The sequence below is a fragment of the Streptomyces sp. NBC_01450 genome (assembly GCF_036227505.1).
Lineage (GTDB): Bacteria > Actinomycetota > Actinomycetes > Streptomycetales > Streptomycetaceae > Streptomyces.
This window is the reverse complement of record NZ_CP109481.1, coordinates 1637212-1658457: the sequence shown is the minus strand read 5'-3', so window position 1 is coordinate 1658457 and position 21246 is coordinate 1637212. Positions and strand designations below refer to the sequence as shown.

Sequence of the window (21246 nt, the reverse complement as noted above, 5' to 3'; positions counted from 1 at the left end):
ATGTGTGAATCGCTCGGTCTTTTATGTCAAACGCTCTGATCGTTGCCCACGGCGATCGCTCTGCTGATAATGGTCGTATGGACCTACTGCGTGATCACCTTGCGCGGGCTCGCGCCGGCGGCGCGGTGTTCGCCCGGACGGTCGCCGAGCCCCCGTGGGGTCTGCGGCTGGCCGGCACGATCCAGCTGTCCGTGCACACCGTCGTCCGGGGCCGGGGATGGCTGTGGTTCGTCGCCGACGACCCGGGGCGCGCGGTGGAACTCGTGCCCGGGGAGGTAACCCTCGTACGCGGCGGCACCGACCACTACATCGGCCACGAGCCCGGCACCGACTGCCTCGAACCTGAGGAGTTCAGGGCCCGGCACGCCACCGACGGGGAGCCGGACAGCCCCGGGGCGACCGTGTTCCTCTGCGGCGCATACCGGTTCTCCGGGGACATCGGCAACGGGCTGCTCGAAGCCCTGCCGCAGGTCCTGACCCTGCAAGCGGCTGTCGGCGATCCGCTGAGGGACGTGATCGCCCTGCTCTCCCACGAGCTCGCTAACCCCGAACCGGGCCAACCCACCGTGCTCGACCGGCTCCTCGACGTCCTCCTGGTACTTGCCATCCGCAGCGACTTCCGCCGCAGCCCGAACGCACCTCGCTGGTACCGCGCCTTGGCCGACCCCCGTCTGAGCGCCGCGCTCCAGGCCATGCACGAGGACGCAGGCCACCCCTGGTCCGTCCCCGAACTCGCCGCGATCAGCGGCCTGTCCCGGGCCGCCTTCGCACGCACCTTCCACGTTGCGCTCGGCCAGACCCCCATGCAGTACCTGACAGACTGGCGCATGGCTCTCGCACGCGACCATCTGCGCACGGGCGAACTCGGCATGGCGGGCATCGCCCGGAGCGTCGGCTACAGCTCGCCCTATGCATTCGCAGCCGCCTTCCGCCGCCATCACGGCGAACCACCCGGTGCCTGGCGGCAACGAGAGGTGGCGCGCGGCAGGGAACTCCAGCCAAACAGCCCCCACATCCACTGAGACCCAGAAGCCTCTCCTCGCGACAGCCTGGGGGCCTATGTGCCAAGACACAGTCCACCTCCTACAGTGCTGGTGCTCGTGCTGCTCAGGACGTGATCGGGTCGGGCTGGCTGCGGTGCGGGTGCGCGGCGTGGATGTACTTCATGGCGGTGCGGGGAGAGAGGCGGATGAGGTGGAGGGGGTCGTCGGTGTGCTGGGCCTCGTTGAGGATGCGGTCCACGCGCAGGCGGTCGGCCCGGTGGCGGTATGGGCGGTGACCAGCAGGTAGGGGCTGGTGGTGGCGTGCCAGCGTCGGTGGCGTTCGGCCAGCCACTGCCGTGCCAGGCGGTAGGTGAGTTCGTCCAGATAGACGGTGTGGAGGGGCTTGCCGGTGCGGCGCACGAGGAGGGTGGCGCGGCTGTGGTCGAGGTCGTCCAACAGTAGATGGCGCTGGTCGTGGGTGCTCAGGGCGTGCACGGCGGCGAGCATGAAGCTGAGCCGGTCGCGGGCGTGGGGGAGGTGCGGCCGGCGTCCCAGTTGCGGCTCTTGATGTGGGCGACGAACCCGTTCAGCGGGATCCGGGCGGCTGGGGTCAGGGCTGGGAGGTGTCGTTCGTCCAGGCGGGTCCAGTCGCGCGGCAGGTGGAAGAGCTCCAGCTGGCCAGGCAGTGCGAGATGTCCGGAAACAGGGCGGGCGGCCCGCGAGGCGCGGATGGCTTCACGGCGCTTGCGCTGGAGACGGCGGCGCCCATAGAGGCCGCCTTCCCTGCTGCGCGGAGCAAGGGGCCCGCCGAACCTGAGCTGGTCGCCGCCATCCAGATGGATGCCGTCGAGGTCGTAGTCGGTCTCCGCGACTGTGAGCACGCAGCGCCGACAGTGGTCGTCGCGCAACGGCAGCAGCCGGCCGCACCGGTGACACGGGGCGGGCTGGCGGCCAGCGCCCCAGTTCAGGCAGGGCGCGCACCGCTGGTCCCGCTCATTTGTCCAGGCCAGGCACTCGCGACAGCTGCCCAGGCCGGCGGACACCAGGAGGGCACCAGCCGCGGCCGCGGCGGCGCGAGCAGCCCTGACGACCGTGTCCGCGTGTCTGAGATCTTCGCCCACACCCGGCCCGCCTCATAGGCCGATCGCAGTGACAGCGGGCGTTGACGCCGCAGTAGGAATCGCTGGTCGCGCTTGCCTCAGCCTTGTGACTGGTGGTGGGCTTGGTGACGCGGACGATGGCACGGAGTGCATGCCGTCCGCGACCGAATGGGTGGGGCGGAGTTCGATGTTCGTGAAGCCGGCGGCTTCGAGGCTCTGGCGGTATTCGGCGAGAGCTGAGTGTCACGCCGACGGCCTGGTGAGTTTGGCGGCCACGGCGTCGAGGACCCAGTCCAGGCCGGTCGCGAAGGATGTAGCGGCGTCCACGTCCGTGCCGTCGTACACGGCCTTGGCCAGCGCCGGGAAGCGGCCCGTGGCCAACATGCTCGTCACATGCGGGCCGGAGGCGCGCTGCCAGTCGCGCTTGGACAGGCCCGTGGCGCGCTCGGCCCGCAGGTTCGCGATCTCGCGTCTGATCGCGCCAGTGAAGTAGGCGCTGACGGTCTCCACGGCGCGCATGACGGTGTCGACGTCGGCGAGACCGTCGAGGGCGGCCAGCTTGGCCTCGGTCACGGCGAGGCCGTTCGGGCCCAGGGTCGGGCGGCCGCCGAGCAGGTCGGCCAGCCATTCGTGACGGAGAGCGGCCTGCCTGGTGCGATGGGCGAGGGCGCGCAGCGCCTCCCGCCAGTCACCGGGCTGCTCCTCGGGGAGAATCTCGGCCTGGACCTCGTCCACCATGAGGTCGAACAGCTCCTCCTTGGTGGAGATGTATCCGTACAGCCGCATCGGACCGGCGTTCAGCCGGGCGGCGACCTTGCGCAACGACACCGCCTCCAGCCCGCCCTCGTCGGCCAGCGCGATGGCGGCGGCGACGATCCGCTCCCGGTCGAGCGGCACGGGGCGAGGCGGCGGCTCCGGCCGGTCCCACACAGTCATGATCTCACCGTTCCGTTGCGTTGCATCGCCATGGGGAAATACAGTGTATCGGTATGAGACATCGTATCGCCGTGGTCGGGAGCGGCCCTGCCGGCCTTACCTTCGCCCGTGTCCTGCACCGCCATGGCTACCCCGTCGCCGTCCTCGAACGCGATCCCTCCCCCGACGCCCGCCCCCCGGGCGGCGCGCTGGACCTGCAGGAAGGGCTGGGCCAGCTCGCGCTGGACAAGGCGGGGCTGCTGGCGGATTTCGAGGCGCTGTCTCGCCCCGAGGGGCAGGCCATGCGCATCCTTGACGTGGACGGGACCGTCCTGCGCGAGTGGCGACCCCGTCCAGATGACCGGGCCAATCCCGAGATCGACCGCAGGCAACTCCGTGACCTGCTGCTCGGCCCTCTCGACGTCCAGTGGGGTCGGGGCGTGACGCAGGTGGTGCCGGGGACCCGGGATGGCGTACTGGTCGATTTCGCGGACGGTCGACAGGAAACGTTCGACCTCGTGGTCGGCGCGGACGGCGCCTGGTCCCGGATCCGCCCGGCAGTCTCGTCGGTGACGCCGCACTACACCGGCGTCACCTCGGTCGAGACCTCCCTCGACGACGTCGACACCCGCCACCCTGACCTCGCCCGGTTGATCGGCGACGGTTCCGTGGCTGTGTACGGCGTGAACCGAAGCCTCGTCGCCCAGCGCAACAGCGGCGGCCACGTCAAGGTGTACACCAAATTCCGCGCGCCGCTGGACTGGCACACACACCTGGACCTGGCTGACGTCGAGGCCGTGCGATCGGGCCTGTTGGCTCTGTTCGACGGCTGGGCCGATCCCGTCCTCGACCTCCTCCGCCACGGCACCGCTTTCGTCCACCGCCCCTTCTACGTCCTGCCCGTGTCCCACACCTGGACCCACGTCGTCGGGGTGACGCTACTGGGCGACGCCGCCCATCTGATGCCCCCATTGGGGGCGGGCGCGAACCTCGCGATGCTGGAAGGCGCCGAACTCGCCGAGTCCATCGCCACCGGCCCTGGAGATCTGGACGAGGCCGTCCGCGCCTTCGAGGAACAGATGTGGGCACGGGCCGGCAGGTGGGCGAAGATCACGACGGCCGGTCTGGAACGCCTCGTGAGCCCGAACCCCGCCGAAGCCCTCGCCGTCTTCGACCAAGTCCAGCCATCCTGACTGCCAAGCGCGAGAGCACCGGCACTGGGAAGGATGTCGCTGTGCCCAAGTCTTGTCCCGAGGAGTTCCGCGGGGACGTCGTGCGGGTGGCGAGGAGCCGCGGCCCGGGCGTGACGCTGGAGCAGGTGGCCGCCGACTTCGGCGTCCACGGGGTGACGCTCGGATGGGTGGGCGGCGGCGCAGCGGGGGTGGTGTTCAGTTCGCGCACGTGGTGTGGGGTGGTTGGTCGGGCATGTAGACCGACCGTTCCTGGGGGGTGAGGTCGCGGCCGATGGCGCGGCAGATCTTGCGGATCGCGGCGGCGGGGCTGGGGGTGGCGTCCCACACGCGGATGCTCTGGTCCGGGCTGGCGGTGGTGAGCGTGTGCCCGTCCGGGCTGAACGCCACTGCGAGCACGGTGTTGGTGTGTCCTGAGAGTGTTGCCAGCGTGCCGCCGGTGGCCGTCTCCCATAGGCGCAGGGTGTGATCGTCTCCTCCGGCGGCCAGGATGCGGCCATCGGGGCTGAACGCCAATGAGCCTGCCTCTCCCGTGTATCCGGTCAGGCTCGCGCGTATGTGGCCGGAGGTGGCATCCCACAGACGCACTGCGTGATCGTCCCCTCCCGTCGCCAGGGTGCGTCCGTCGGGGCTGAACGCCACCGAGTCCACCGGGGCGGTGTGTCCGGCGAGGCTCTTGAGGAGGCGGCCACTTAGTACGTCCCACAGTCGCACGGTGCGGTCCGAGCCCCCGGTGGCGAGGGTGTGCCCGTCCGGGCTGAACGCCATCGCGTTCACGTCGCCGTTGAATCCCGGAAAACGTCTTCGGATGTGGCCGGTGGTGGTGTTCCACAGTTCCACCCCACGAGCAGTACTGCCGGTGGCCAGGGTGCGTCCGTCCGGGCCGAACGCCAAAGAGCGCACGGTGTCGGTAAACCCGGGGAGGGTTCCTTGGATGTGGCCGGTGGTGGTGTTCCACAGTTCCACCCCGTGATCAACACCGCCGGTGGCCAGGGTGCGCCCGTCCGGACCGAACGCTAGGGCGTCGATGTCACCACTGTGTCGGGCCAGGCGCCCGCGGACGTGTCCGGTGGCCGCATCCCACAACCGGACTCCTTGATCAGCGACAGCGCGGGTAGCAAGCGTGCGCCCGTCCGGGCTGAACGCCATGGCGTCCGCCTGCTCAAGGTGTCCGGAGAGGACCTTTTGGGACTGGTCCGCTGCCACGTCCCACAACCGCACGGTGCCATCCTTGCCTCCGGTCGCCAGGCTGTGCCCGTCCGCACTGAATGCCAGTGAGATCACCGCAGCGGTATGTCCGGCCAGGCTTCTGCGCAGACGGCCGGATCCGACGTCCCACAGCCCGACGGAGCGATCCTGGCCGGCGGTGGCGAGAGTCCGGCCGTTCGGGCTGAAAGCCAGCGAGCCCACCTGGGAGGTGTCTCCGAGCAGACCTCTGCGGAGACGGCCGGTGGCTGTGTTCCACAGTTCCACACCGTGACCACCAATGCCGGTGGCCAGGGTGTCCCCGTCCGGGCTGAACGCCATTGCGTCAACCGCCCCTGTGGCCTGCTGGGGAAAACTTCTTAGGAGGCGGCCGGTGTCCGTGTTCCACAATGTGATGCCGCGGTCGACGCTGCCGGTGGCGAGACTCCGGCCGTCCGGGCTGAAAGCCAGCGAGACCAACTGGGCGGCATGCAGGGGAAGGCTTCTTCGGAGGTGGCCGGTGGCGGTGTTCCACAGATCCACGCCGTGGTCGAGGCTGCTCATGGCCAGGGTGCGTCCGTCGGGGCTGAACGCCAGCGGCACTGTGTCAGCAGTTCGTTCGGCCAAGCCCCTGCGGACGCGGCCGCTGGTCACATCCCACAACTGCATTCCCTGATCGGTGCTGCTGCCCATGGCCAGGGTGCGCCCGTCCGGACTGAACACTGCGGCAACCGGATCATTCCCTTCTGGCAGGCTTCTGCGCAGACGGCCGGACCTGACGTCCCACAGCCCTACCGAGCCATGCAGGCCAACGGTGGTGAGGGTGCGGCTGTCGGGGCTGAATGCCATCGACACGACCGAGGTCGCATGCCGGGTAAGCCGGTGTTTGAGAGGCGCACCGGCAGCGACGTAGAGGCTCTCGACAGCCTGGGATGTTGGGCTGGTCTGGTAGGCGTGGATGGCCAGCAGCGATGCGAGATCGGAGTCTGTGCCGATGAGAGCGGTGGATTGTGCGGCGAGCTGACGGGATAGAGCCACCTTCCGCGCGGCGTCGGCGTTCTGCCGCTGCTGGTCGCTGAGCCCGCTCTGGTTCCACGCGATCAGGCTCGCGGTCACTGCAAGGACCAGCAGCACCGACAGTGTCACGGTGAGGCTGCGCAGGCGTCGCGTGGTGCGGGCCGCAGCGCGTCGTTCCTGCTTTCGCGTGGCAAGGCTGGCGGTGAGGAATGAGTGCTCCAGGCCGGTCAGGTCCCCGGGAAGCGCGTCGCCGAAGTTTTCCTGGGCGGTGGCGAGGCGGGTGCCGCGGTACAGGGCCCCCGCGTCGCGGCCCAGTTCCTCCCAGGTGTGCGCGGCGTCGGTCAGTTTGCGGTGGATGCGCAGGCGTTCGCGGTCCTGTTCTATCCAGCCGCGGAGCCGGGGCCAGGCGGTCAGCAGGGCTTCATGGGCGAGTTCGACGGTGTCGCCGTCGAGGGTGAGCAGCCGCGCCCGGGTGAAGGCCTCCAGAACGTGCCCGGTTTCCGTCTCCTGTTCGGTCTCCTGCCTGCGGGAGACCTCAAGCTCGTCTTGGCCGGTGGGTCGGCGGGTGTCGGGGGTGCCGTCGCCGGGGGCGACCAGGCGCAGCAGCATGCGGCGGGCCGCTACAGCCTGGGCTTGGGTGAACTGGCGGTAGGCGTCCTCGGCGGTTTTGGCGACTGCGCCCTCGATGCCTCCGGCTGCTTCGTAGCCGGTCAGGGTCATCGTTTTGCCGCGGCGGCGCCGCCAGGTTTCCATCAGCACGTGTGACAGCAGCGGCAGCCCGCCGGGGGCGTCGGCGACTTCCTGGACCAGGCGGGAGGTCAGGGCGCGCTCCACGGTCAGGCCGGCCACAGTGGCCGGCCTGACGATGGCCTCGCGCAGTTCGGCCGGGGTCATGGGGCCGGCCAGCAGGTTGGCGTCACGCAGCGCGTGGGCCAGGTCGCGGTGTTCGGCGCAGCGGCCGTAGAAGTCGGCGCGCACCGCGATGAGTACCCGCAGCCGGCTCTCGGGTTGGCGGGCGGTCAGCAGCAGGTCGAGGAAGCGGGCTCGCTCGGCCGGATCGGGGCAGAGGGTGAAGACCTCCTCGAACTGGTCGACGATCACGAACGTGTCCGCGGCTGTGCTTCCCGGTCTGGTGTCACCGGGATCGAACACTCGGGCGTGGGTGCGGGCCGGGTGTGGGCCGGGGGTGAGGATGCGGATGGCGGCAGGGCGCAGGCCCAGCGCCTGGGTGTGCTGGAGGGCGGGGATCAGGCCGGCGCGGAGTATGGAGGACTTGCCGCTGCCGGACGGCCCGAACACCGCCGCGAACCTCTGGCGGCGCAGCAGGTCCACGAGGTCGGCGGTGAGCCGGTCACGGCCGAAGAACCGTGCGCTGTCACCGGTCTCGAACCGCACCAGTCCCTTGTACGGCGGCTCCGTATCCTCCCCGCCATCTGCGTGGCCCAGGACGGCAACCTCGTCCACGGCCTGCTTCCACCGGGCCTCCCAGTCCGCTGCATCACCCCCGCACGCCGCCGCGTAGGCCAACACCACCGGCAGCGTGGGAAGTTGCTCACCGCCGGCTGCCTGCGACAGCGTTGTGATCGAGTAGCCGGCCCGATCCGCCAGCACCCGGTAAGTGACCCCGCCCGACTCGGTACGCAGCTTGCGCAGCTCGAAAGCGAACCGCTGCACCGGACCCGCCCCAGGATCCACCGGCACCTCACGACGCCCCGCCACGCCCCCACCCCCGTCAGCTGCCTTCGCACCAGACCGGCCAGCCACGCTACGGACCCACCACAAACCCGGAAAGATCGCGTCCGGCCATTGTTCGGCCGCCTGACCAGCAGTGCCAAACAATGCGCCGGCCGCTGAACTCGCTGATGCGAGCGGCGAAAGCCCGCTCTGGGGGGCTCCCTTGCTTCGCTGTGAGGGCGAACAAGCGTGAGCCCTCACAAGATTCGAATTCAAGAATCCAGCAAAGGAGTACAGCATGCGTATCCGTCATGCCCTCACAGGCGCGGCCTTGGGGGCAGTTCTCACCCTGGGGGCGATAGCAGCCCCCGCCCAGGCGGCCGGACCGGCCCGGGCCGCCGCGGGGTGCGAGACACTGCGGGCAACCGTCCTCAACTCCCAGGGCAGCAGCGGCGGCACCGTACAGGCGACCATATGCATCGACCCCACCGGCGGAGCCATCCTGAACGACTCCTACTACAACTACGTCCAAGACCATCAGGCCGACGGCGTCGCGGCCCGCGCCTACATCCACGACAGTTGGGGGCCGTACGGGCCGCTCGCCGTGGACGACACCTCCACGTCCGGCGGCCAGGACCTGGGCTCCTGGGAGTCCACGGCCACGAGCAACACCTACGTCCGCGTCTACGTCTGCCTCGGTCTGAAGAGCCCCGGCCAGTCCGGGGCGCGCTGCGCCTCCGACGTCACGTACGCGTAAGCGACGCCCGACGGGACCGCGCACCCACAGTACTTACGGCCCCGCCGCCGACCGGGCGCCAGTGCCTTCACCGGCCATGCAGGAGCCAATCCCTTGGAGGACTTATTGCGAATGTCGGCAAACGCCTCGCATGCAGCACGATCGCGGCCGCGCTGCTCACTGGGGCCCTGGCCCTCGCGCCGACGGCCCGGGCCGGCGAGGAGACGGCCGCGTCCTGCTACGGAAGCGCGATCAGCTACTCCAAGCCGGAGGGTGACGTCGATCTCCCAGCCGGTCGGCTGTTCGTGATGTCGGGCAACTGCGCCGACATCAACATCAAACCCAAGACCAACCGTTACATCAGTGAGAGCCGGCGCCTGTCGTGTCCTGGACTGCAGCCGGTGGGGCCGTCGAAGGGCAATTCGCGGATCAGTTCCTGCTGATGAAGCAGGTTCAGCCGTTTCGCCTCACTGTGGACGTCCACGACGGCGGGCCTGCCGCTTGGAGGCGGGCGGGCCCCCGTCGTGGCTCTGCTCAGTAGCGGGACTCGACCCACCAGGCGATCAGCCCGACGGCACTGGTCCCAACCGCGTATGAGGCCCCGCGGAGCGCGTTGAGAGCCATCATGTGCCGGCGACGGCGGAACCACCGTGCAAGGCGCTTGGCCCACCCGCGCGTTCCCCTTGGCGTCCGCGACCCGGACTCGTTCAAGTTCACGTTGCCCCAACTCCTTTTCGCGATCTTGCTAGATGAGCCGACGGGTTGGGATCCCAGTCCTTCTCGGTGCGGAGGACAGTAGTGAGCGGGTACGACCTGCGTCATTACATCTGAGGGGAAATTGAGCATCACGATCGGATAGCAACCGGACACGTGTCGTAGCGGGTGTGCGCGGTCGCGTATCGGCCGGGTAGCCCAAGCGGCGCTGTGCGCGGTACCGGCACGGCACGGCTTCGACGTCACGCGGGCGGGGTGTGTTTCGTACTCGATATATGGTTCACTGGGGGCATGACAACCCTCCGGCTCACCAAGCCGACGATCGCCGTCCTGGCGGCCCTGCTGTCTGCGACGGAAGAAGAGCCGACCTGGGGCCTCAAAATCTGCCGCGACGCCGACCTCGGCCCCGGCACCGTCTACCCCATCCTCGACCGGCTCACCGAACGCGGCTGGGTCGCCAGCCAGGAGGAAACAGGCCCGCACCCCGGTCGCCCCGCGCGCCGCTTCTACGAACTCACGGACACGGGGCGCCAGCAGGCGGCCGATGCTTTGCAGAAGCGCAAGCTGAGTCGCTTCAGCCTGGGCCTGGAGGGAAACGACGGCTAAAGTGCCGTCGTCGTCCCTCAGCGTGACTGCCTTGGTGCACGCGTTTTTCCCATGGTGAGTACGTACGATTGATGAACCGGGCGCACGGATGAGACTGCTGGTCGCCGAGGACGACAACCATGTCGCCGCCGCTCTGTCCACGGTACTGGCGAGTCGCGGCTTCGAGATCGCCGTCGCCCGTGGCGGCGAGGAGACTCTCCAAGCACTCGCCCCAGACGGAACCGTCAGCTCTCCTCGGCCTTGGCCTGCCCGACCAGGACGGGTACGAGGTCTGCGGCAAGATCCGCAAGCGCACCAGCACCCCGGAGTCGTCTTCCGCCAGGAGTAGATCATCAGCGAGGTCTGGCGCACCGGTTGGGAGGGGACCGGAAGCACCACAACGAGATGGCGGACAACGTCGAGGACATCCTGGAGCAGTAGCGTGCCTTCGTCGCCGACGCCTCGCCCCGGCTGCGCAACCCGCTCTCGGCCCTGCTGCTCGTCGTCCTGATGGCGGCTGTGCTGCTCCCGCTCGGCATCCTCCTCGCCGTGAGCGTGGCCGCCTCTGAGCGGCAGAAGGTCGTCGCCGACCGGATCGCACGGCACACCTCGCGGCTCGTCTGCCTCGCAAGTACCGCTAACAATCGTTCACTTCGCGCGTTATCCAAAGAACATCAGCACGGTCATCGACACTTCCATCGGCGGATGCGCCACGCGACACGTTCGAGGAGGCGGAAGAGGCCTGGAAAAGCGTGTGAATTGGGCATGGTCCTTCAAGTGCGACGGCATCGAGGGGCGGCGGCGGGCTCAGGGGATCCGGGTTGTCTGCGAATGCGGGTGGCGCGGACCTCGCCGGCCGGTGGATTTGACGGACCCTGATCAGTGCGATTCGGCGTTGAGGCGGGAGTGGCTTCGTCACGTCGAGATCAGCATGTCCCGCACGCTGCCGGAGCAACTCCAGCGACTGCTCGACGAGGTGGAGGAGACGGTCCGCGGCCTGAGTGCGCCCCTGCGACCGGGCGGCGAACCTGACGAACGGCGCCCTCTTCTTGCCGCCTACGCGGCGACCCGGCTTCAGGCGGCCGCCGAGAAGTGGCAGCAGGAGGCCGTGCGCGCCGCCAGGGCAGCGGCTACTCCTGGGATGAATTCGCCAAGCCGCTCAGGACGACCAAGCAAAGCGCACACGGCAAGTTTCTCAAGTACACGCAGGATGGTTCATGACTACCGCCCTGTCGACGCCGCCCGCCATTGCCCCTGGCCACCTCCCTGACTCTCCCCAACCTGCGCTTCCCGCCACTGCGGGCCTGCTGCTGCGTCCCTGGGAACCATCCGACGCTCCAGCATTCCTCTCCGCTTACCAGGACCACGAGATCCGCCGCTGGCACACGCGTCGGCCCTTCTCCGAGGGCCAGGTCCGGGAGTGGTTCGACGCATACCGCCAGGACTGGGAACGCGAGGAGGGCGGTCACTGGGCGACCACCCGCGACGACGGCAAGGTGCCGGCCGGATCGCACTGCGCCGCCTGGATTTCGACGACGGCATCGCCGGCGTCGCGTACTGGGTGCTCCCGGCCGCCCGCGGCGCCGGTGTCGCCTCTCGCGCCCTCACTGCCTGCGCGTTGGACGAGATCAAGCGCGCCAGGTGGATGTTGGTGGTGCCTCAGTGATGGATCGAGCCGACGACTGGGGCGGGAGCGATGTGACCGGTTGCTGGAAGGGTCTGCGCCAGGGCGAGGCCGATGTCGACCAGCGATGACCGGCGCAGGCCGCCGACGTTGGGTATCGGAGTCCAGACCGGCTTGGCGATGTCGCCGTTCGGCTCGGGCCGAAGTTGCCCGCCGGTGATGCGGGCCCGGTAGAAGACGCCGACATTCTGGTGCTCGACAATCTTTCGGTGCAGAAGTCTTCAGCACATCGGATTCTGTGCGACAGCACGCAAATTGGGCGGAGGCCCGAACTCGAGCCGCACGGAGTCGCTCTGCGGGACAACCAGGGCAACGCCGTCGGCGCGCGTCCATTGGTATGGCAGCAGGACGTACTGGTTGCCGGATCGGAGGATGAGAGTCAGCCCGTCGTAGCGGTAGGCGTAGGCGGCTTTAGGGTCGTGACAGCGAGTCTCACGGACACCGGGTGCACTGATGCTCAGGCTGCGCTCGCTATAGAGCACAGCAGACGGGTAGTCGGCTATCTGCGCTACGAAGGTGCGGGCCCGACTCTCGCCGACAGAGGCAGCGTAGTCGTTGGCGGCCCAGACGAGACCGAGCCCGATTAACACGAAGACCACTGCCCATTCGACGAGTGCGGCCCATTCGGGGCGTGCGGCGGGCGCGAGACGAGTGCTGCTGGCAGTGTCGTCGTCCGTGGTGCCGACGGAGTCGGGGTCGCTGCCCGGGCTGCCAGCGTCGTCTCCTGAGGGATCTACGGCAGCGGGCGGTGGGTGGGGCGGCGCCGCAGCGACAGCACGTCTCAGATGGAGGGCATACGCCAGCAGCGTCACGCCGACGGACAGGCTCAGAGGCGCCAGCGCGAGGATCCGGCTGAGGAAGGTCTCCGTGAGCGTCGACCAGAATCCGCCGAGAGCCAGTAGGAACCCGACGCCCGTGAGGGTCGGGACGGCGTACTGCAGGACCTGCGGCGGCGCCTCGGCTGTGAGCCGTCCCCGCAGTAGATCGTGCCCCCAGAACGCGAGCAGTCCAACGGCTGCTGTGACTGTCATCGGCACCCACAGAGCATCGAGGCTGCGCCTGAGGTAGTCGGCGGTACTGAAGTCCAGGACGGTCGAATTCACGCCGAAGTACGCGAAGAACCAGTACGCGTGGTAATAGCCGAAGTAGTACAGCAGCCCGGTGACCAGGCTGGTCGGCGCGACGAGTGCCCCTACGATCGAACCGAGCCGTCTTGGCCCGGTGCTCCCCTCGTTCATGAGACGCCGAGGGCGGCCGTGGTAGAGCTGTCAGGCGGTGATGAGATGGGCGGAACAGAGGGCGGGGTGACCGGCGGGACACTGGGTGGGCTGTTGTCGGGGGACGGCTCGACGGGTGGCGATTCACCGATCGGCTGGTCCGTTCGGGGGTCGCAGGGCCCCTTGCCGACGACTTTCACCGTCGTATGAGGGTCGACGGTCTCGCCCGAGGCGGGCTCCATGTGCCAGTAACCACAGACCGTTTCGATGGGCGCGTCGTCTCGGTACTCCCGTACCAGGGTCACGCACAAGGACTGGCCGCCGCAGCGCTCCACGAAGAGCGCGGTCAAGTCATCCCAGTTCCTCTTACCTTCCCCGACCTCGCCGAACGGCCGAGTGTCCCGGTCCCACGGCGGAATCTTCAACCGTGAGGGCTTCGCGCCGCCTTTGGCCCCGCCGCTCCCCGGTGCCGGCACCCCTCCGATACCTTCACCGCCGCCGCTGTTCGCACTACCGCCGCTTGAGGTGCTACCCCCGCTAGCTCCATCACCGGGTGTCGGCACCCCTCCGATGCCTTCACCGCCGCCGCTGTTCGTACTACTGCCGCTGGCTTCCGCACCGGATCCAGCGCCACCGTTGGTGTCGCAGGCGAGCGCGGTCGACAGACAGAGCAGCAGAACAACAGCGAGCCGGACGGCACGCGTTGATATCACCATGTCACACCACCGATCCCCCGAAACTGCGTGGTATCCGGAGAATGGCACGCCAGATCACCGAGTGCATCCTAATTCCCCTGATTTGGTGCGTAGTTGGTCCTGTGAGGCGGAGGAGTGCTCGATTTGGTGTGCCGGGCGTCCGGGGACTCTGCGGGTGCCGATAAAGCATCCGTGTAGGTCGCGGCCTTGATCGCTGGATCTGTGGCTGCCCCCGACACTCGCCCGGGGTCTTCATCTGCACGGGCCGCCGGCGGCATCATGATGTGTCGTGCTGCTGCGCCTGGCCTACCTCACCGCGGCCAACGCTCTGGCGCTCCGGCACCAGCTGCTCGTTCTGCAGTGCCAGGCGGCCGGCGAGGAGATGCGAAACCTCGCATGACCGTTCCCGTCGGCACTTCCCAGTCAAGTTCTTCTGTTCAGCTTCTTGAAGCTGGTGGCTTCCCGCGGTCTTCGATCATTGAGAAGATCATCATCCTCATGACCACTCCGTTCCGCATCAACCGAATCCTCGGTGACCGTCCCTTCGCCGAGGTCGGTGATCCCGCCCTCGCTGTCGTTGACGAGGGTCGCCGCCTGCTGGCAGTGGCGGGCATGCACGAGTTCAGCAGTACTGCGCCGGTTGGTGTCTACGGCACCGATGACTTGGCCTGCCGTGCCCTTCTCCGTGCGCGCTACCCAGTGCACGCGATGGCCTTCCACCCCCGGCTTCCCCTCCTCGCAGTCGGCACGGGCGGTTACGACGGCGGCTACTTCTTCGAAGGGGAACTGCTCCTGCTGGACCTGGAGACGGGCACAGCCACGTCGCTCATCGAGCACGAGCTCGGCCGCCAGGTCCTGGGCCTGGAATGGCTCAACGAACAGGAACTACGCGTGCTGATGGCACCGCCTGACGACTGGCAGGACAAAGACGCATGGGTCGAGGGGCACGTCGCGGTGGTGCATCAGCCCGACTGGAGGTCGGTAGCGCCCCGGTCGATCACCGGATACGACCTGGCCGGACCACGGGTGGCGGCCGCGCGGCCCGACGGCCGGGAGGACGCCCGCCGATCGGTCTCCGGTCTGAGTACGGACTGGGATCCGCGGCGTAACGTCCGCGCGATCGAGGAACTGTCCGACGGCAGAGTCGTGGCGACGCTTGAAGGTGTCCAGCTGGAGTCCTGGCTGCCCTCGGCACAGCGACAGTGGGCTGTTCCAGACGACGACGGCGGCCGTGACATCGTCATCGCCGCAGATGAGCGATCGGCCTGGGTAGGTCTGTTGCGGTCTGAGTGGGAGAAGCGTCCTCAGTCCGTAGTCCGACTCTCGCTCGAGGACGGGGCACAGCTCGACCATCTCACTCCCGCCGCCCCGATGTCTGTGTTGCGCTGTGCTGACGGCCTGCCGGCCCTCGCGCCCGCAGGATCCGCCGGGGAGCGGAGCAGGCTTCGTATCCGGCGTGGCAGCCGGATCTACTTCCGGGAGACCTTGCGCAAGGAGGGCGAGCGCAGTCCTAGACGGGGTGAAACGTGGCTCGCCGCAGCCGGCCTGGAGGTCGTACCAGTTGCCGAACGCCCGCGTGAGCCGGCGGAGGCGGAAGTCAGACGGCTGTTCCCCTACTCCTGGACACCAGGTGAGACACACTTCGCCGGTCCCGGCGTGGAGACCGCGGACGGTCACCTGGTCCATGCCGGCACCGTCTACCACGGCCACGGGTTGCTGCCCGGTGGCTCGTTCGTCGTACGGCGCGAGGTAACGAACGGGGAGCCGACTTGGGTCTTCCGGACCAACCGGAAGGCCACCGGCCTCGACTCCGACACGGAGACCGTCTATGTCACCTACGACGATGGCGAGATCGTCGCGCTCGATCTCCATGACGGCGCCGTGCGCTGGCGCCAGCACCTCACCGTTGCCGCAGTGCCCGTCGTGTTGACCGCGCTGACCGTGGCCGGACCTGGCCGGCTGCTCATTGGCACCAGCGACGGGCGACTCCTGGATTGCTCGGTCGGATAGGGGGTTGCCCGCGCAGTCCAGGCCGACTTCGAGCCTCTGCCATGCACAACCGGCGGTATGCGGACATCAGCTCTGTCACGTTGTCGATCGAGGGAACGGGATAACGTTGTCGGAGGCTGGCTCTGTTGACGCTGTCTTCCCGTCCGGGTTGGCGTCCTCGATCAGTTGCAGGAACTGCTGGTAGAAGACGCTGTTGCGGGAGGACGCGGTCATCGTGAGGGCCTGGCCGTCGGCGGGGCGAAGACCGCCGTAGGCCCAGGCCTTCTCCGGTCCGCGGCTGTAGTCGAGTTCCGCTTTGATGCGGTGGCCGTCGGGTCACCAGGCGGGTGCGGGCGGGAAGGTCCGCGGGATCACCGGCCCCAGCTCGTCGGCGCAGATCACCGTCGCACCGTCGGGCGGGTGGGTGTAGAGGCCGATGATCCTGGTCCTTTTGGGACGAAGTCCGGGTCCTTCGATCGCATCCAGGACCGGGTGCGGCGCCAGCGCACTCCCTTGGCGAGCAGGATGCGTCTGACCTGCGAGCGGCCCACCTCGATCCTTTCGGCCCGCGCTGCCGCGGCCAGGGAATCCAGGGTCCACTCGGACGGTCCGGACTCGTCGAAGGCCCACAGTTCCCCGACGGGCTCCCACCTCAGTCGCCCCGGCGGCACGGTCTTGACCAGGGAGATGATCCGGGATCGTTCCTCTTCGGTGATCCGCCGTTTGCGGCCCTGCCCGCCCAGATCCTCCAGCCGTTGCAGGCCCGAGCGGTTGAAGCGGTGAAGCCAGCAGCGAACCGTTTTCTGGCTGCAGTCCAGCTCCGCGGCGATCGCCGGCACCCGAAGCCCCGACCAGCTCAGCTCGATCATCCGGGCCCGCATCACTGCATCCCGTGGTGCCTTCCGTACCCGCGACAAGCGGCGAACGACGGCCCGCTCGTCCTCGTCACGCCCCGGCCGTGCCCATAAAACCATCGTTCAGCACACCCGCCCCCGGAGCACCCGAACCACCCCGCCACCAGGACATATACCCAGCTAAAGAGGAATCCAGCAGTAGGTGCGGATCGTTTCAAGTGACGGCCTCGATTGTGGGCGACCTTGACCGTGCCCCGCGGCGAGCTGCATCGTCGAGCCATGAACTCAGCTACCGGTCGCAGTCATGACGAGGCGTGGGTTGAGCTGTTGGACAGCCATCGGCCACCCCATTCGGAAGGTGACTGGGCGTCGCCTTCGATGTGGCTGCTGCTTCAGGCCGCAGTGGCCGATCCGCTGTTGTCCTCGCTCTACCCGTGGAAGGGCATGAACACCCTGAGCGTGTGTACATCCGATGCATGGCGTGACTTTGGCACGGAGGGGTTCCCGGGAGTCGCGGCCGGTTCTGGTGTGTACTCGGTGATCGCCCACCCCGTGGCCGAGGGCCGTGTCGTTCTGGAGACCGATGATCCGGCCGTCGCGGTCGAGGTCATGGCTGGGGAGGTCCAGAGCCGGTTGGTGAGGCGCACGATGTGACGGACGACCAGCCGCGCCCGAGTGGCGCTGGCCTGGGTGATGCACCAGCCGGCCGTCACCGCGCCGATCGTCGGCACCATCAAGCCACACCACCTCGCCGACGCCGTCGCCGCCACCGAGCTCAAGCTCAGCACCGAAGAGCTGACCCGACTGGAGCAGCACTACACCACACGCCCCGCCTCCGGCTTCTGAGCCGCGCCCACTCGACTCTGCCCGTTCGGAACAAGACGGTCACCCCGGGCCGCGGTGAAGTGCGGGTCCGCCCCGCCGCGCACCGATACTGGCACGCACCCCGAAACGGAGCCGCGATGCGCGGCGACCTTCGAGGCGACGCCCCCCCGGAGGGCGGCGAGAACTCGGCGTCGGCAGTGGCGGCGGCCGCCTGGACGAGCGCGGCGATCTACGCAGAACGCATCGTCAACGCGGCCGATGGCGTACCAGGGCAGCTACGGCTGGAGGACCGAGATCTCCAGCTCAGGATCGAATCCGGAGTCCGAAGCAACCCTGCGAGCGAACTCGCGAACACCCGCCAACTGGCGTTCGCCGAACGAGAAGTCCAGAGCCTCGGTGTAGTAGCGACGCAACGCCTGCTCGTCGAACGCCTCCCACCGGGCGGCCTGCTCGCACACCTTGTCAACTTCGGCCATCGAGAGGTCCCGGGACTCCAGGAAGGCCCGGTGCACCTCGCGCACGATGCGAGGGTTCTGCTCCAAGTAGTCCTTGCGGACGGCCCAGGCCGCGAAAACGAACGGCAGACCAGTCCACGCCTTCCACATCTCGCCCAGGTCGTACACCAGCAGTCCCAGATCATCGGCCTGGTGAAGGTAGGCGCGTAGCGCGGCGTCACCGATGACGACCGCGGCGTCCGCGTCCTGCATCATCACCGGCAGGTCCGGCGGGCAGGTGAAGTACTCCGGGCGGACCCCTTCCCGCTCCTCCAGCAGAAGTCGAGCCAGGCGTACCGACGAGCGCGAGGTGGAACCCAGGGCGACCCGGCGCCCGTCCAACTCGCGCAGTGGGACCTGGCTGACGATCAGGCAGGAGGTCACCGCACCATCGCTGCCCACCGCGATGTCCGGGAGCAGCACCAAGTCGTCGGCGTGCTTGAGGTACTCCATGCAGGCGATCGGACCGATATCCAGGGTCCCGTCGACGAGCAGACTGCTCAGCCGGTCCGGAGTGTCCTTGGTCAACTCCAGGTCGAGCAAGGTGCCTGTGCGGGCCAGTCCCCAGTAAATCGGCAGACAGTTGAGAAACTGGATGTGCCCGACCCGGGGACGCTTCGCCGGTTCATGCGGGACGCGAGCTACGTGTGAAATATCCACGCCCACAGGCTAGTACTTCGGAGTCTGCCCGGAGCCAGGGGCACCCGGTCAGGGATCAGGCAAGCCAAGGGCGGTTGTGGGGCGGCGGAACATGTCAATCCCCGCAAAGGCTGTGGTCACATGTACTTGTCGGCGATGGCCAGCCTCAAGTCCTGCCCCGCGTCCAAGGCGTACTACCAGGGGAAGAGGAGCGAGGGAAAGGGACACAAGCAGGCTCTCCTGGCCCTCACCCGTCGACGCGTCAACGTTCTGTGGGCGATGCTCCGTGGCAAAGGGTGTTACGACCCTTCACTCCCCGCCGCGGAGGCGGCTTGACATCAGCATTGGGAAGTCCCGTAACGGCGGGGCGCGAGTGAGATGATCTCTCATGCCGTCAGTGTGCTCGCGACCACTGACAACGCCCGCGGCGGCCCAGTAACGCCCATCTGGACCTGCCTGGGCGGGCGGCGGCCACCGGCGGGTGCTGGCGGTGCTGAGATTCCCGGAAGGAAACGGCTGACCCCGGGCGCTCGCCGAAGGCCCGGCCGACGCCGGGGTGGCGAAAAGGTTGGTGTGCGGGGCCGACGGAAGCGGGTAACGTCTTAGTCATGTTCTTCCAGGCGCCGATTTACGAGTGAGAGCGTGATGGGCCCCTGCTGACGTCCTTCGACGTCGCCGCCCGTCCTCCACCGATGAATCCGTAGATCACTTCAAATCATTACCGGGAGAACCCGTGACCGTGAGCAAGAACATCAACAACCCCGTGGGCATGGGCGGCGGCCAGCGCAAGAAGCTGTCCCGCGCCGAACGGCAGAACAACGGTCCGCACCGCAACCTCGACCGCCAGGGTGCGGCCGACCAGAAGGCGGAGCTGGTGCGCAAGATGCGCGAGAAGGCAGGCGCAGCTGAGGGCGCCGGGCAGGCGGGCGACGACACCGCACAGAGCTGACGCACCGCCGCCGTAGGGCGGCACCGCACGGGGCAGGGCCCGGACCGCGACGCGCGGTCCGGGCCCTGCTGTCGTACCGGGCGCGGCCGGTCCCGCTCAGCTCTCGGCCGACCAGCCGCGTCTCAGCTGGCCACCCGGGGCAGCCGCAGATTCGGCAGCCCCGTCACCGCCACCACCCCGAGCTGCACCAGCAGCTCAGCGCGTTCTCCGTGCCCAGCCGATCGGCGGGTCCGCCTAAGCGCAGTCGTCGCCCTACCCGGCGAGGGCGAGATTGTGCAGGCGGGCAAGGCCGCGGATGGCGTGGTGGACGCCTTCGCCTTTGAGGCGGCAGTCGCGCAGGATCTTCCAGTCCTTCATGCGGGCGAAGACATGCTCGACACGGGCGCGGACTTGCTGGTGCGAGCGGTTGTGCGCCTCTTTCCAGGCCGCGAGCTCGGCTTTCCCTCTTTCACGGCGGTGGGGGATAAGGAGCCCGGGGCGGGGGCGGTGCGGCCGAGCAGGTCCAGCGCGGCCTGCGGGCTCAGTTCGCGGCGGGCCGCTGTGACTTCTTCCAGGTCCCAGGCCATTGCGCCGACGACGGTGCGGCGCGGGCCGCGGGTCTCGACGGTGCCGTCCAGTTTACCGACTCTTGGACCGACCGGATGGGCTGTGAACTGGGCAGATGCCTCGCGTAGGTGTCCGTGACGGGGTGAGCTCGTTGGCGAGGGCGATCTCGCTCGTGTCTGCGTGGAAGCAGAGGGCGGCGCTGAACGCTTCGCTGGCGGGGTTGAGGCCGAAGTGGGCGGCGAGGGCCTCCTCGACGCTCTCGCCGAGGCCCTGGACCCACATTGCTGGCTGAGACGGTCGGACTCCCTAACGCTGGATTCCTCGAAGGAAGTACACGTATCGGCGGCGTAAGCGCCTGGTGGGTGGTGCGGGTCTGCCCCAGATCCGGGGTCGGGCGCGGGCGTTGAGCTGGGCCGTGGCCACTTCGGTGGCGTGGGTGTTGTGGTCGCGTTCGCCGAAGGAGCGTCCGGCCAGGGCGGTCTTGCGGAAGATGCGCCACCAGCCTTCTTGGAGGTTGAGCCGGCAGGCGCCGACCGGGATGAATACATGCTGGATGCGGGGATGTTCCTCGAGCCAGGTCCGGGTGGACACGCTGTTGTGGGAGGACGGATTGTCGGTGATCGCGTAGATGTCCCCGACGGGGTTGGCGTCCTCGACCAGCTGGAGGAACTGCTGGTGGAAGGCACTGTTATGGGAGGTGGCCGTCATCGTGACCTCGTGGCCGTCCCGGATGCGTAAGGCGCCGTAGACCCAGGTTTTCTCCGGTCCGCGGGAGTACGGGTCCACGAGCGCGTGCGCCGCCGGCGCACCCCCTCGGCCAGCAGGATCCGGCGTACCTGGGAGCGGCTGATCTCGATGCCCAGGTCCCGGGTCGCGGCGGCCAGCGCGTCCAAAGTCCACTCCGAGGGCCGTGGCTCGTCCGCGGGCCACATCTCGTTCGACGGCTGTACTTCCAGCCGACCCGGCGGCGTCAGTTTGACCAGGCCGTTGATCCTCGAGCGCTCGGCCTCGGTGATCCTTCGCTTGCGTCCCTGCCCGCCCAGATCCTCCGGTCCCTCCAGCCCCGAGCGGTTGAAGCGGTGCAGCCGGCGGCGCACCGTCTTCTGACCGCACCGCAGCTCGTCGGCTATCTGCGGGACCAGCCAGCCGCCCCAGCTCAGCTCCACCATCCGGCAGCGCTCCACCACAACCTTCGGCGCCTTTCTGGCCGACGCCAGGCGGTGGACCACCGCTTGCTCACCCTCGTCACGGCCCG

Annotated in this window: 18 protein-coding genes and 6 pseudogenes; 12 read left to right on the top strand and 12 right to left on the bottom strand. The window is 68.4% G+C overall.

Translation table 11 applies throughout. The annotated features are described in order from the left end of the window. The first annotated feature begins 77 nt into the window (after positions 1 to 77). The gene (locus tag OG568_RS56325; protein WP_329537738.1) at positions 78 to 1022 is read left to right on the top strand and encodes an AraC family transcriptional regulator; all 945 of its coding nucleotides are present in this window, start codon (positions 78 to 80) and stop codon (positions 1020 to 1022) included. Between the two features lie 141 nt (positions 1023 to 1163). Here the strand turns inward: OG568_RS56325 and OG568_RS56320 are convergent, their stop codons facing one another. From OG568_RS56320 to OG568_RS56305, 3 genes are all read right to left on the bottom strand, one after another. After that, the gene (locus OG568_RS56320) at positions 1164 to 1478 is read right to left on the bottom strand and encodes a hypothetical protein (RefSeq protein WP_329537737.1); all 315 of its coding nucleotides are present in this window, start codon (positions 1476 to 1478) and stop codon (positions 1164 to 1166) included. Further along, positions 1466 to 1864 carry a hypothetical protein gene (locus OG568_RS56315; protein WP_329537735.1) on the bottom strand — a complete coding sequence of 133 codons (399 nt, stop codon included), beginning with the start codon at positions 1862 to 1864 and terminating at the stop codon, positions 1466 to 1468. Before OG568_RS56315 ends, OG568_RS56320 begins: the two co-directional genes overlap by 13 nt. Before the next feature lie 462 nt (positions 1865 to 2326). Further along, entirely contained in the window at positions 2327 to 3019 is a 693-nt protein-coding gene (locus tag OG568_RS56305; RefSeq protein ID WP_329537734.1) for a TetR/AcrR family transcriptional regulator, read from the bottom strand. A gap of 53 nt (positions 3020 to 3072) precedes the next feature. On the opposite strand from OG568_RS56305, the gene OG568_RS56300 reads away from it, so the two are divergent. After that, a complete protein-coding gene (locus OG568_RS56300) occupies positions 3073 to 4191 on the top strand; it encodes an FAD-dependent oxidoreductase (RefSeq protein WP_329537733.1) in 1119 nt (372 codons plus the stop codon). A 195-nt stretch (positions 4192 to 4386) separates the two neighbouring features. Here OG568_RS56300 and OG568_RS56295 read toward each other — a convergent pair whose 3' ends face one another. After that, positions 4387 to 8064, bottom strand: a complete 3678-nt coding sequence (locus OG568_RS56295) for an nSTAND1 domain-containing NTPase (protein ID WP_329537732.1) — start codon at positions 8062 to 8064, stop codon at positions 4387 to 4389. Positions 8065 to 8362: 298 nt separating this feature from the next. On the opposite strand from OG568_RS56295, the gene OG568_RS56290 reads away from it, so the two are divergent. From OG568_RS56290 to OG568_RS56270, 5 genes and pseudogenes are all read left to right on the top strand, one after another. Continuing rightward, entirely contained in the window at positions 8363 to 8821 is a 459-nt protein-coding gene (locus OG568_RS56290; RefSeq protein WP_329537731.1) for a hypothetical protein, read from the top strand. 984 nt (positions 8822 to 9805) lie between these two features. Beyond that, the gene (locus tag OG568_RS56285; RefSeq protein WP_329537730.1) at positions 9806 to 10120 is read left to right on the top strand and encodes a PadR family transcriptional regulator; all 315 of its coding nucleotides are present in this window, start codon (positions 9806 to 9808) and stop codon (positions 10118 to 10120) included. A gap of 88 nt (positions 10121 to 10208) precedes the next feature. Further along, a pseudogene (locus OG568_RS56280) lies at positions 10209 to 10464 on the top strand (response regulator); the annotation flags it as partial. Positions 10465 to 10498: 34 nt separating this feature from the next. Then, positions 10499 to 10636: pseudogene (locus OG568_RS56275) on the top strand (histidine kinase); the annotation flags it as partial. A gap of 680 nt (positions 10637 to 11316) precedes the next feature. Then, positions 11317 to 11729, top strand: a pseudogene (locus tag OG568_RS56270) (GNAT family N-acetyltransferase); the annotation flags it as partial. Positions 11730 to 11758: 29 nt separating this feature from the next. On the opposite strand, the pseudogene OG568_RS56265 reads toward OG568_RS56270, so the two are convergent. From OG568_RS56265 to OG568_RS56255, 3 genes and pseudogenes are all read right to left on the bottom strand, one after another. Next, positions 11759 to 11980, bottom strand: a pseudogene (locus OG568_RS56265) (hypothetical protein); the annotation flags it as partial. A 24-nt stretch (positions 11981 to 12004) separates the two neighbouring features. Further along, complete coding sequence (locus OG568_RS56260) at positions 12005 to 13021, bottom strand: hypothetical protein (protein WP_329537729.1); 1017 nt, start codon at positions 13019 to 13021, stop codon at positions 12005 to 12007. A 1097-nt stretch (positions 13022 to 14118) separates the two neighbouring features. Then, positions 14119 to 14415, bottom strand: a complete 297-nt coding sequence (locus OG568_RS56255; protein WP_329537728.1) for a hypothetical protein — start codon at positions 14413 to 14415, stop codon at positions 14119 to 14121. Between OG568_RS56255 and OG568_RS56250 the strand changes: the two genes are divergently transcribed. Then, a complete protein-coding gene (locus OG568_RS56250; protein ID WP_329537727.1) occupies positions 14404 to 15705 on the top strand; it encodes a hypothetical protein in 1302 nt (433 codons plus the stop codon). The two genes, OG568_RS56255 and OG568_RS56250, sit on opposite strands and share 12 nt — an antisense overlap. 377 nt (positions 15706 to 16082) lie before the next feature. Here OG568_RS56250 and OG568_RS56245 read toward each other — a convergent pair whose 3' ends face one another. Then, entirely contained in the window at positions 16083 to 16565 is a 483-nt protein-coding gene (locus OG568_RS56245) for a helix-turn-helix domain-containing protein (protein ID WP_443077957.1), read from the bottom strand. A gap of 252 nt (positions 16566 to 16817) precedes the next feature. Here OG568_RS56245 and OG568_RS56240 point away from each other — a divergent pair, with 252 nt between their 5' ends. Then, positions 16818 to 17192: a DUF6193 family natural product biosynthesis protein gene (locus OG568_RS56240; RefSeq protein WP_329537725.1), complete on the top strand. Its 375-nt coding sequence runs from the start codon at positions 16818 to 16820 to the stop codon at positions 17190 to 17192. A gap of 21 nt (positions 17193 to 17213) precedes the next feature. Next, the gene (locus tag OG568_RS56235) at positions 17214 to 17384 is read left to right on the top strand and encodes an aldo/keto reductase (protein ID WP_443077956.1); all 171 of its coding nucleotides are present in this window, start codon (positions 17214 to 17216) and stop codon (positions 17382 to 17384) included. A 254-nt stretch (positions 17385 to 17638) separates the two neighbouring features. On the opposite strand, the gene OG568_RS56230 is transcribed toward OG568_RS56235, so the two are convergent. Further along, positions 17639 to 18517 carry a menaquinone biosynthetic enzyme MqnA/MqnD family protein gene (locus tag OG568_RS56230; RefSeq protein WP_329537724.1) on the bottom strand — a complete coding sequence of 293 codons (879 nt, stop codon included), beginning with the start codon at positions 18515 to 18517 and terminating at the stop codon, positions 17639 to 17641. A gap of 120 nt (positions 18518 to 18637) precedes the next feature. On the opposite strand from OG568_RS56230, the pseudogene OG568_RS56225 reads away from it, so the two are divergent. Both OG568_RS56225 and OG568_RS56220 read left to right on the top strand, forming a co-directional pair. Then, positions 18638 to 18832, top strand: a pseudogene (locus tag OG568_RS56225) (IS110 family transposase); the annotation flags it as partial. A 397-nt stretch (positions 18833 to 19229) separates the two neighbouring features. Further along, the gene (locus OG568_RS56220) at positions 19230 to 19445 is read left to right on the top strand and encodes a DUF6243 family protein (protein WP_243627090.1); all 216 of its coding nucleotides are present in this window, start codon (positions 19230 to 19232) and stop codon (positions 19443 to 19445) included. 252 nt (positions 19446 to 19697) lie between these two features. Here OG568_RS56220 and OG568_RS56215 read toward each other — a convergent pair. The 3 genes and pseudogenes from OG568_RS56215 to OG568_RS56205 all read right to left on the bottom strand — a co-directional run. Beyond that, positions 19698 to 19928: pseudogene (locus OG568_RS56215) on the bottom strand (transposase family protein); the annotation flags it as partial. A 369-nt stretch (positions 19929 to 20297) separates the two neighbouring features. Next, entirely contained in the window at positions 20298 to 20777 is a 480-nt protein-coding gene (locus tag OG568_RS56210; RefSeq protein ID WP_329537722.1) for a transposase, read from the bottom strand. Continuing rightward, on the bottom strand, positions 20696 to 21160 hold the full coding sequence (locus OG568_RS56205) for a helix-turn-helix domain-containing protein (protein WP_329537721.1): 465 nt from the start codon (positions 21158 to 21160) through the stop codon (positions 20696 to 20698). Before OG568_RS56205 ends, OG568_RS56210 begins: the two co-directional genes overlap by 82 nt. Positions 21161 to 21246: the final 86 nt, after the last annotated feature.

Coding starts and splice junctions, on each gene's coding strand:
- OG568_RS56325 (WP_329537738.1), top strand. CDS start 78: ATGGACCTACTGCGTGATCACCTTGCGCGGGCTCGCGCCGGCGGCGCG.
- OG568_RS56305 (WP_329537734.1), bottom strand. CDS start 3,019: ATGACTGTGTGGGACCGGCCGGAGCCGCCGCCTCGCCCCGTGCCGCTC.
- OG568_RS56300 (WP_329537733.1), top strand. CDS start 3,073: ATGAGACATCGTATCGCCGTGGTCGGGAGCGGCCCTGCCGGCCTTACC.
- OG568_RS56290 (WP_329537731.1), top strand. CDS start 8,363: ATGCGTATCCGTCATGCCCTCACAGGCGCGGCCTTGGGGGCAGTTCTC.
- OG568_RS56285 (WP_329537730.1), top strand. CDS start 9,806: ATGACAACCCTCCGGCTCACCAAGCCGACGATCGCCGTCCTGGCGGCC.
- OG568_RS56260 (WP_329537729.1), bottom strand. CDS start 13,021: ATGAACGAGGGGAGCACCGGGCCAAGACGGCTCGGTTCGATCGTAGGG.
- OG568_RS56250 (WP_329537727.1), top strand. CDS start 14,404: ATGGCCTTCCACCCCCGGCTTCCCCTCCTCGCAGTCGGCACGGGCGGT.
- OG568_RS56245 (WP_443077957.1), bottom strand. CDS start 16,565: ATGCGGGCCCGGATGATCGAGCTGAGCTGGTCGGGGCTTCGGGTGCCG.
- OG568_RS56240 (WP_329537725.1), top strand. CDS start 16,818: ATGAACTCAGCTACCGGTCGCAGTCATGACGAGGCGTGGGTTGAGCTG.
- OG568_RS56205 (WP_329537721.1), bottom strand. CDS start 21,160: ATGGTGGAGCTGAGCTGGGGCGGCTGGCTGGTCCCGCAGATAGCCGAC.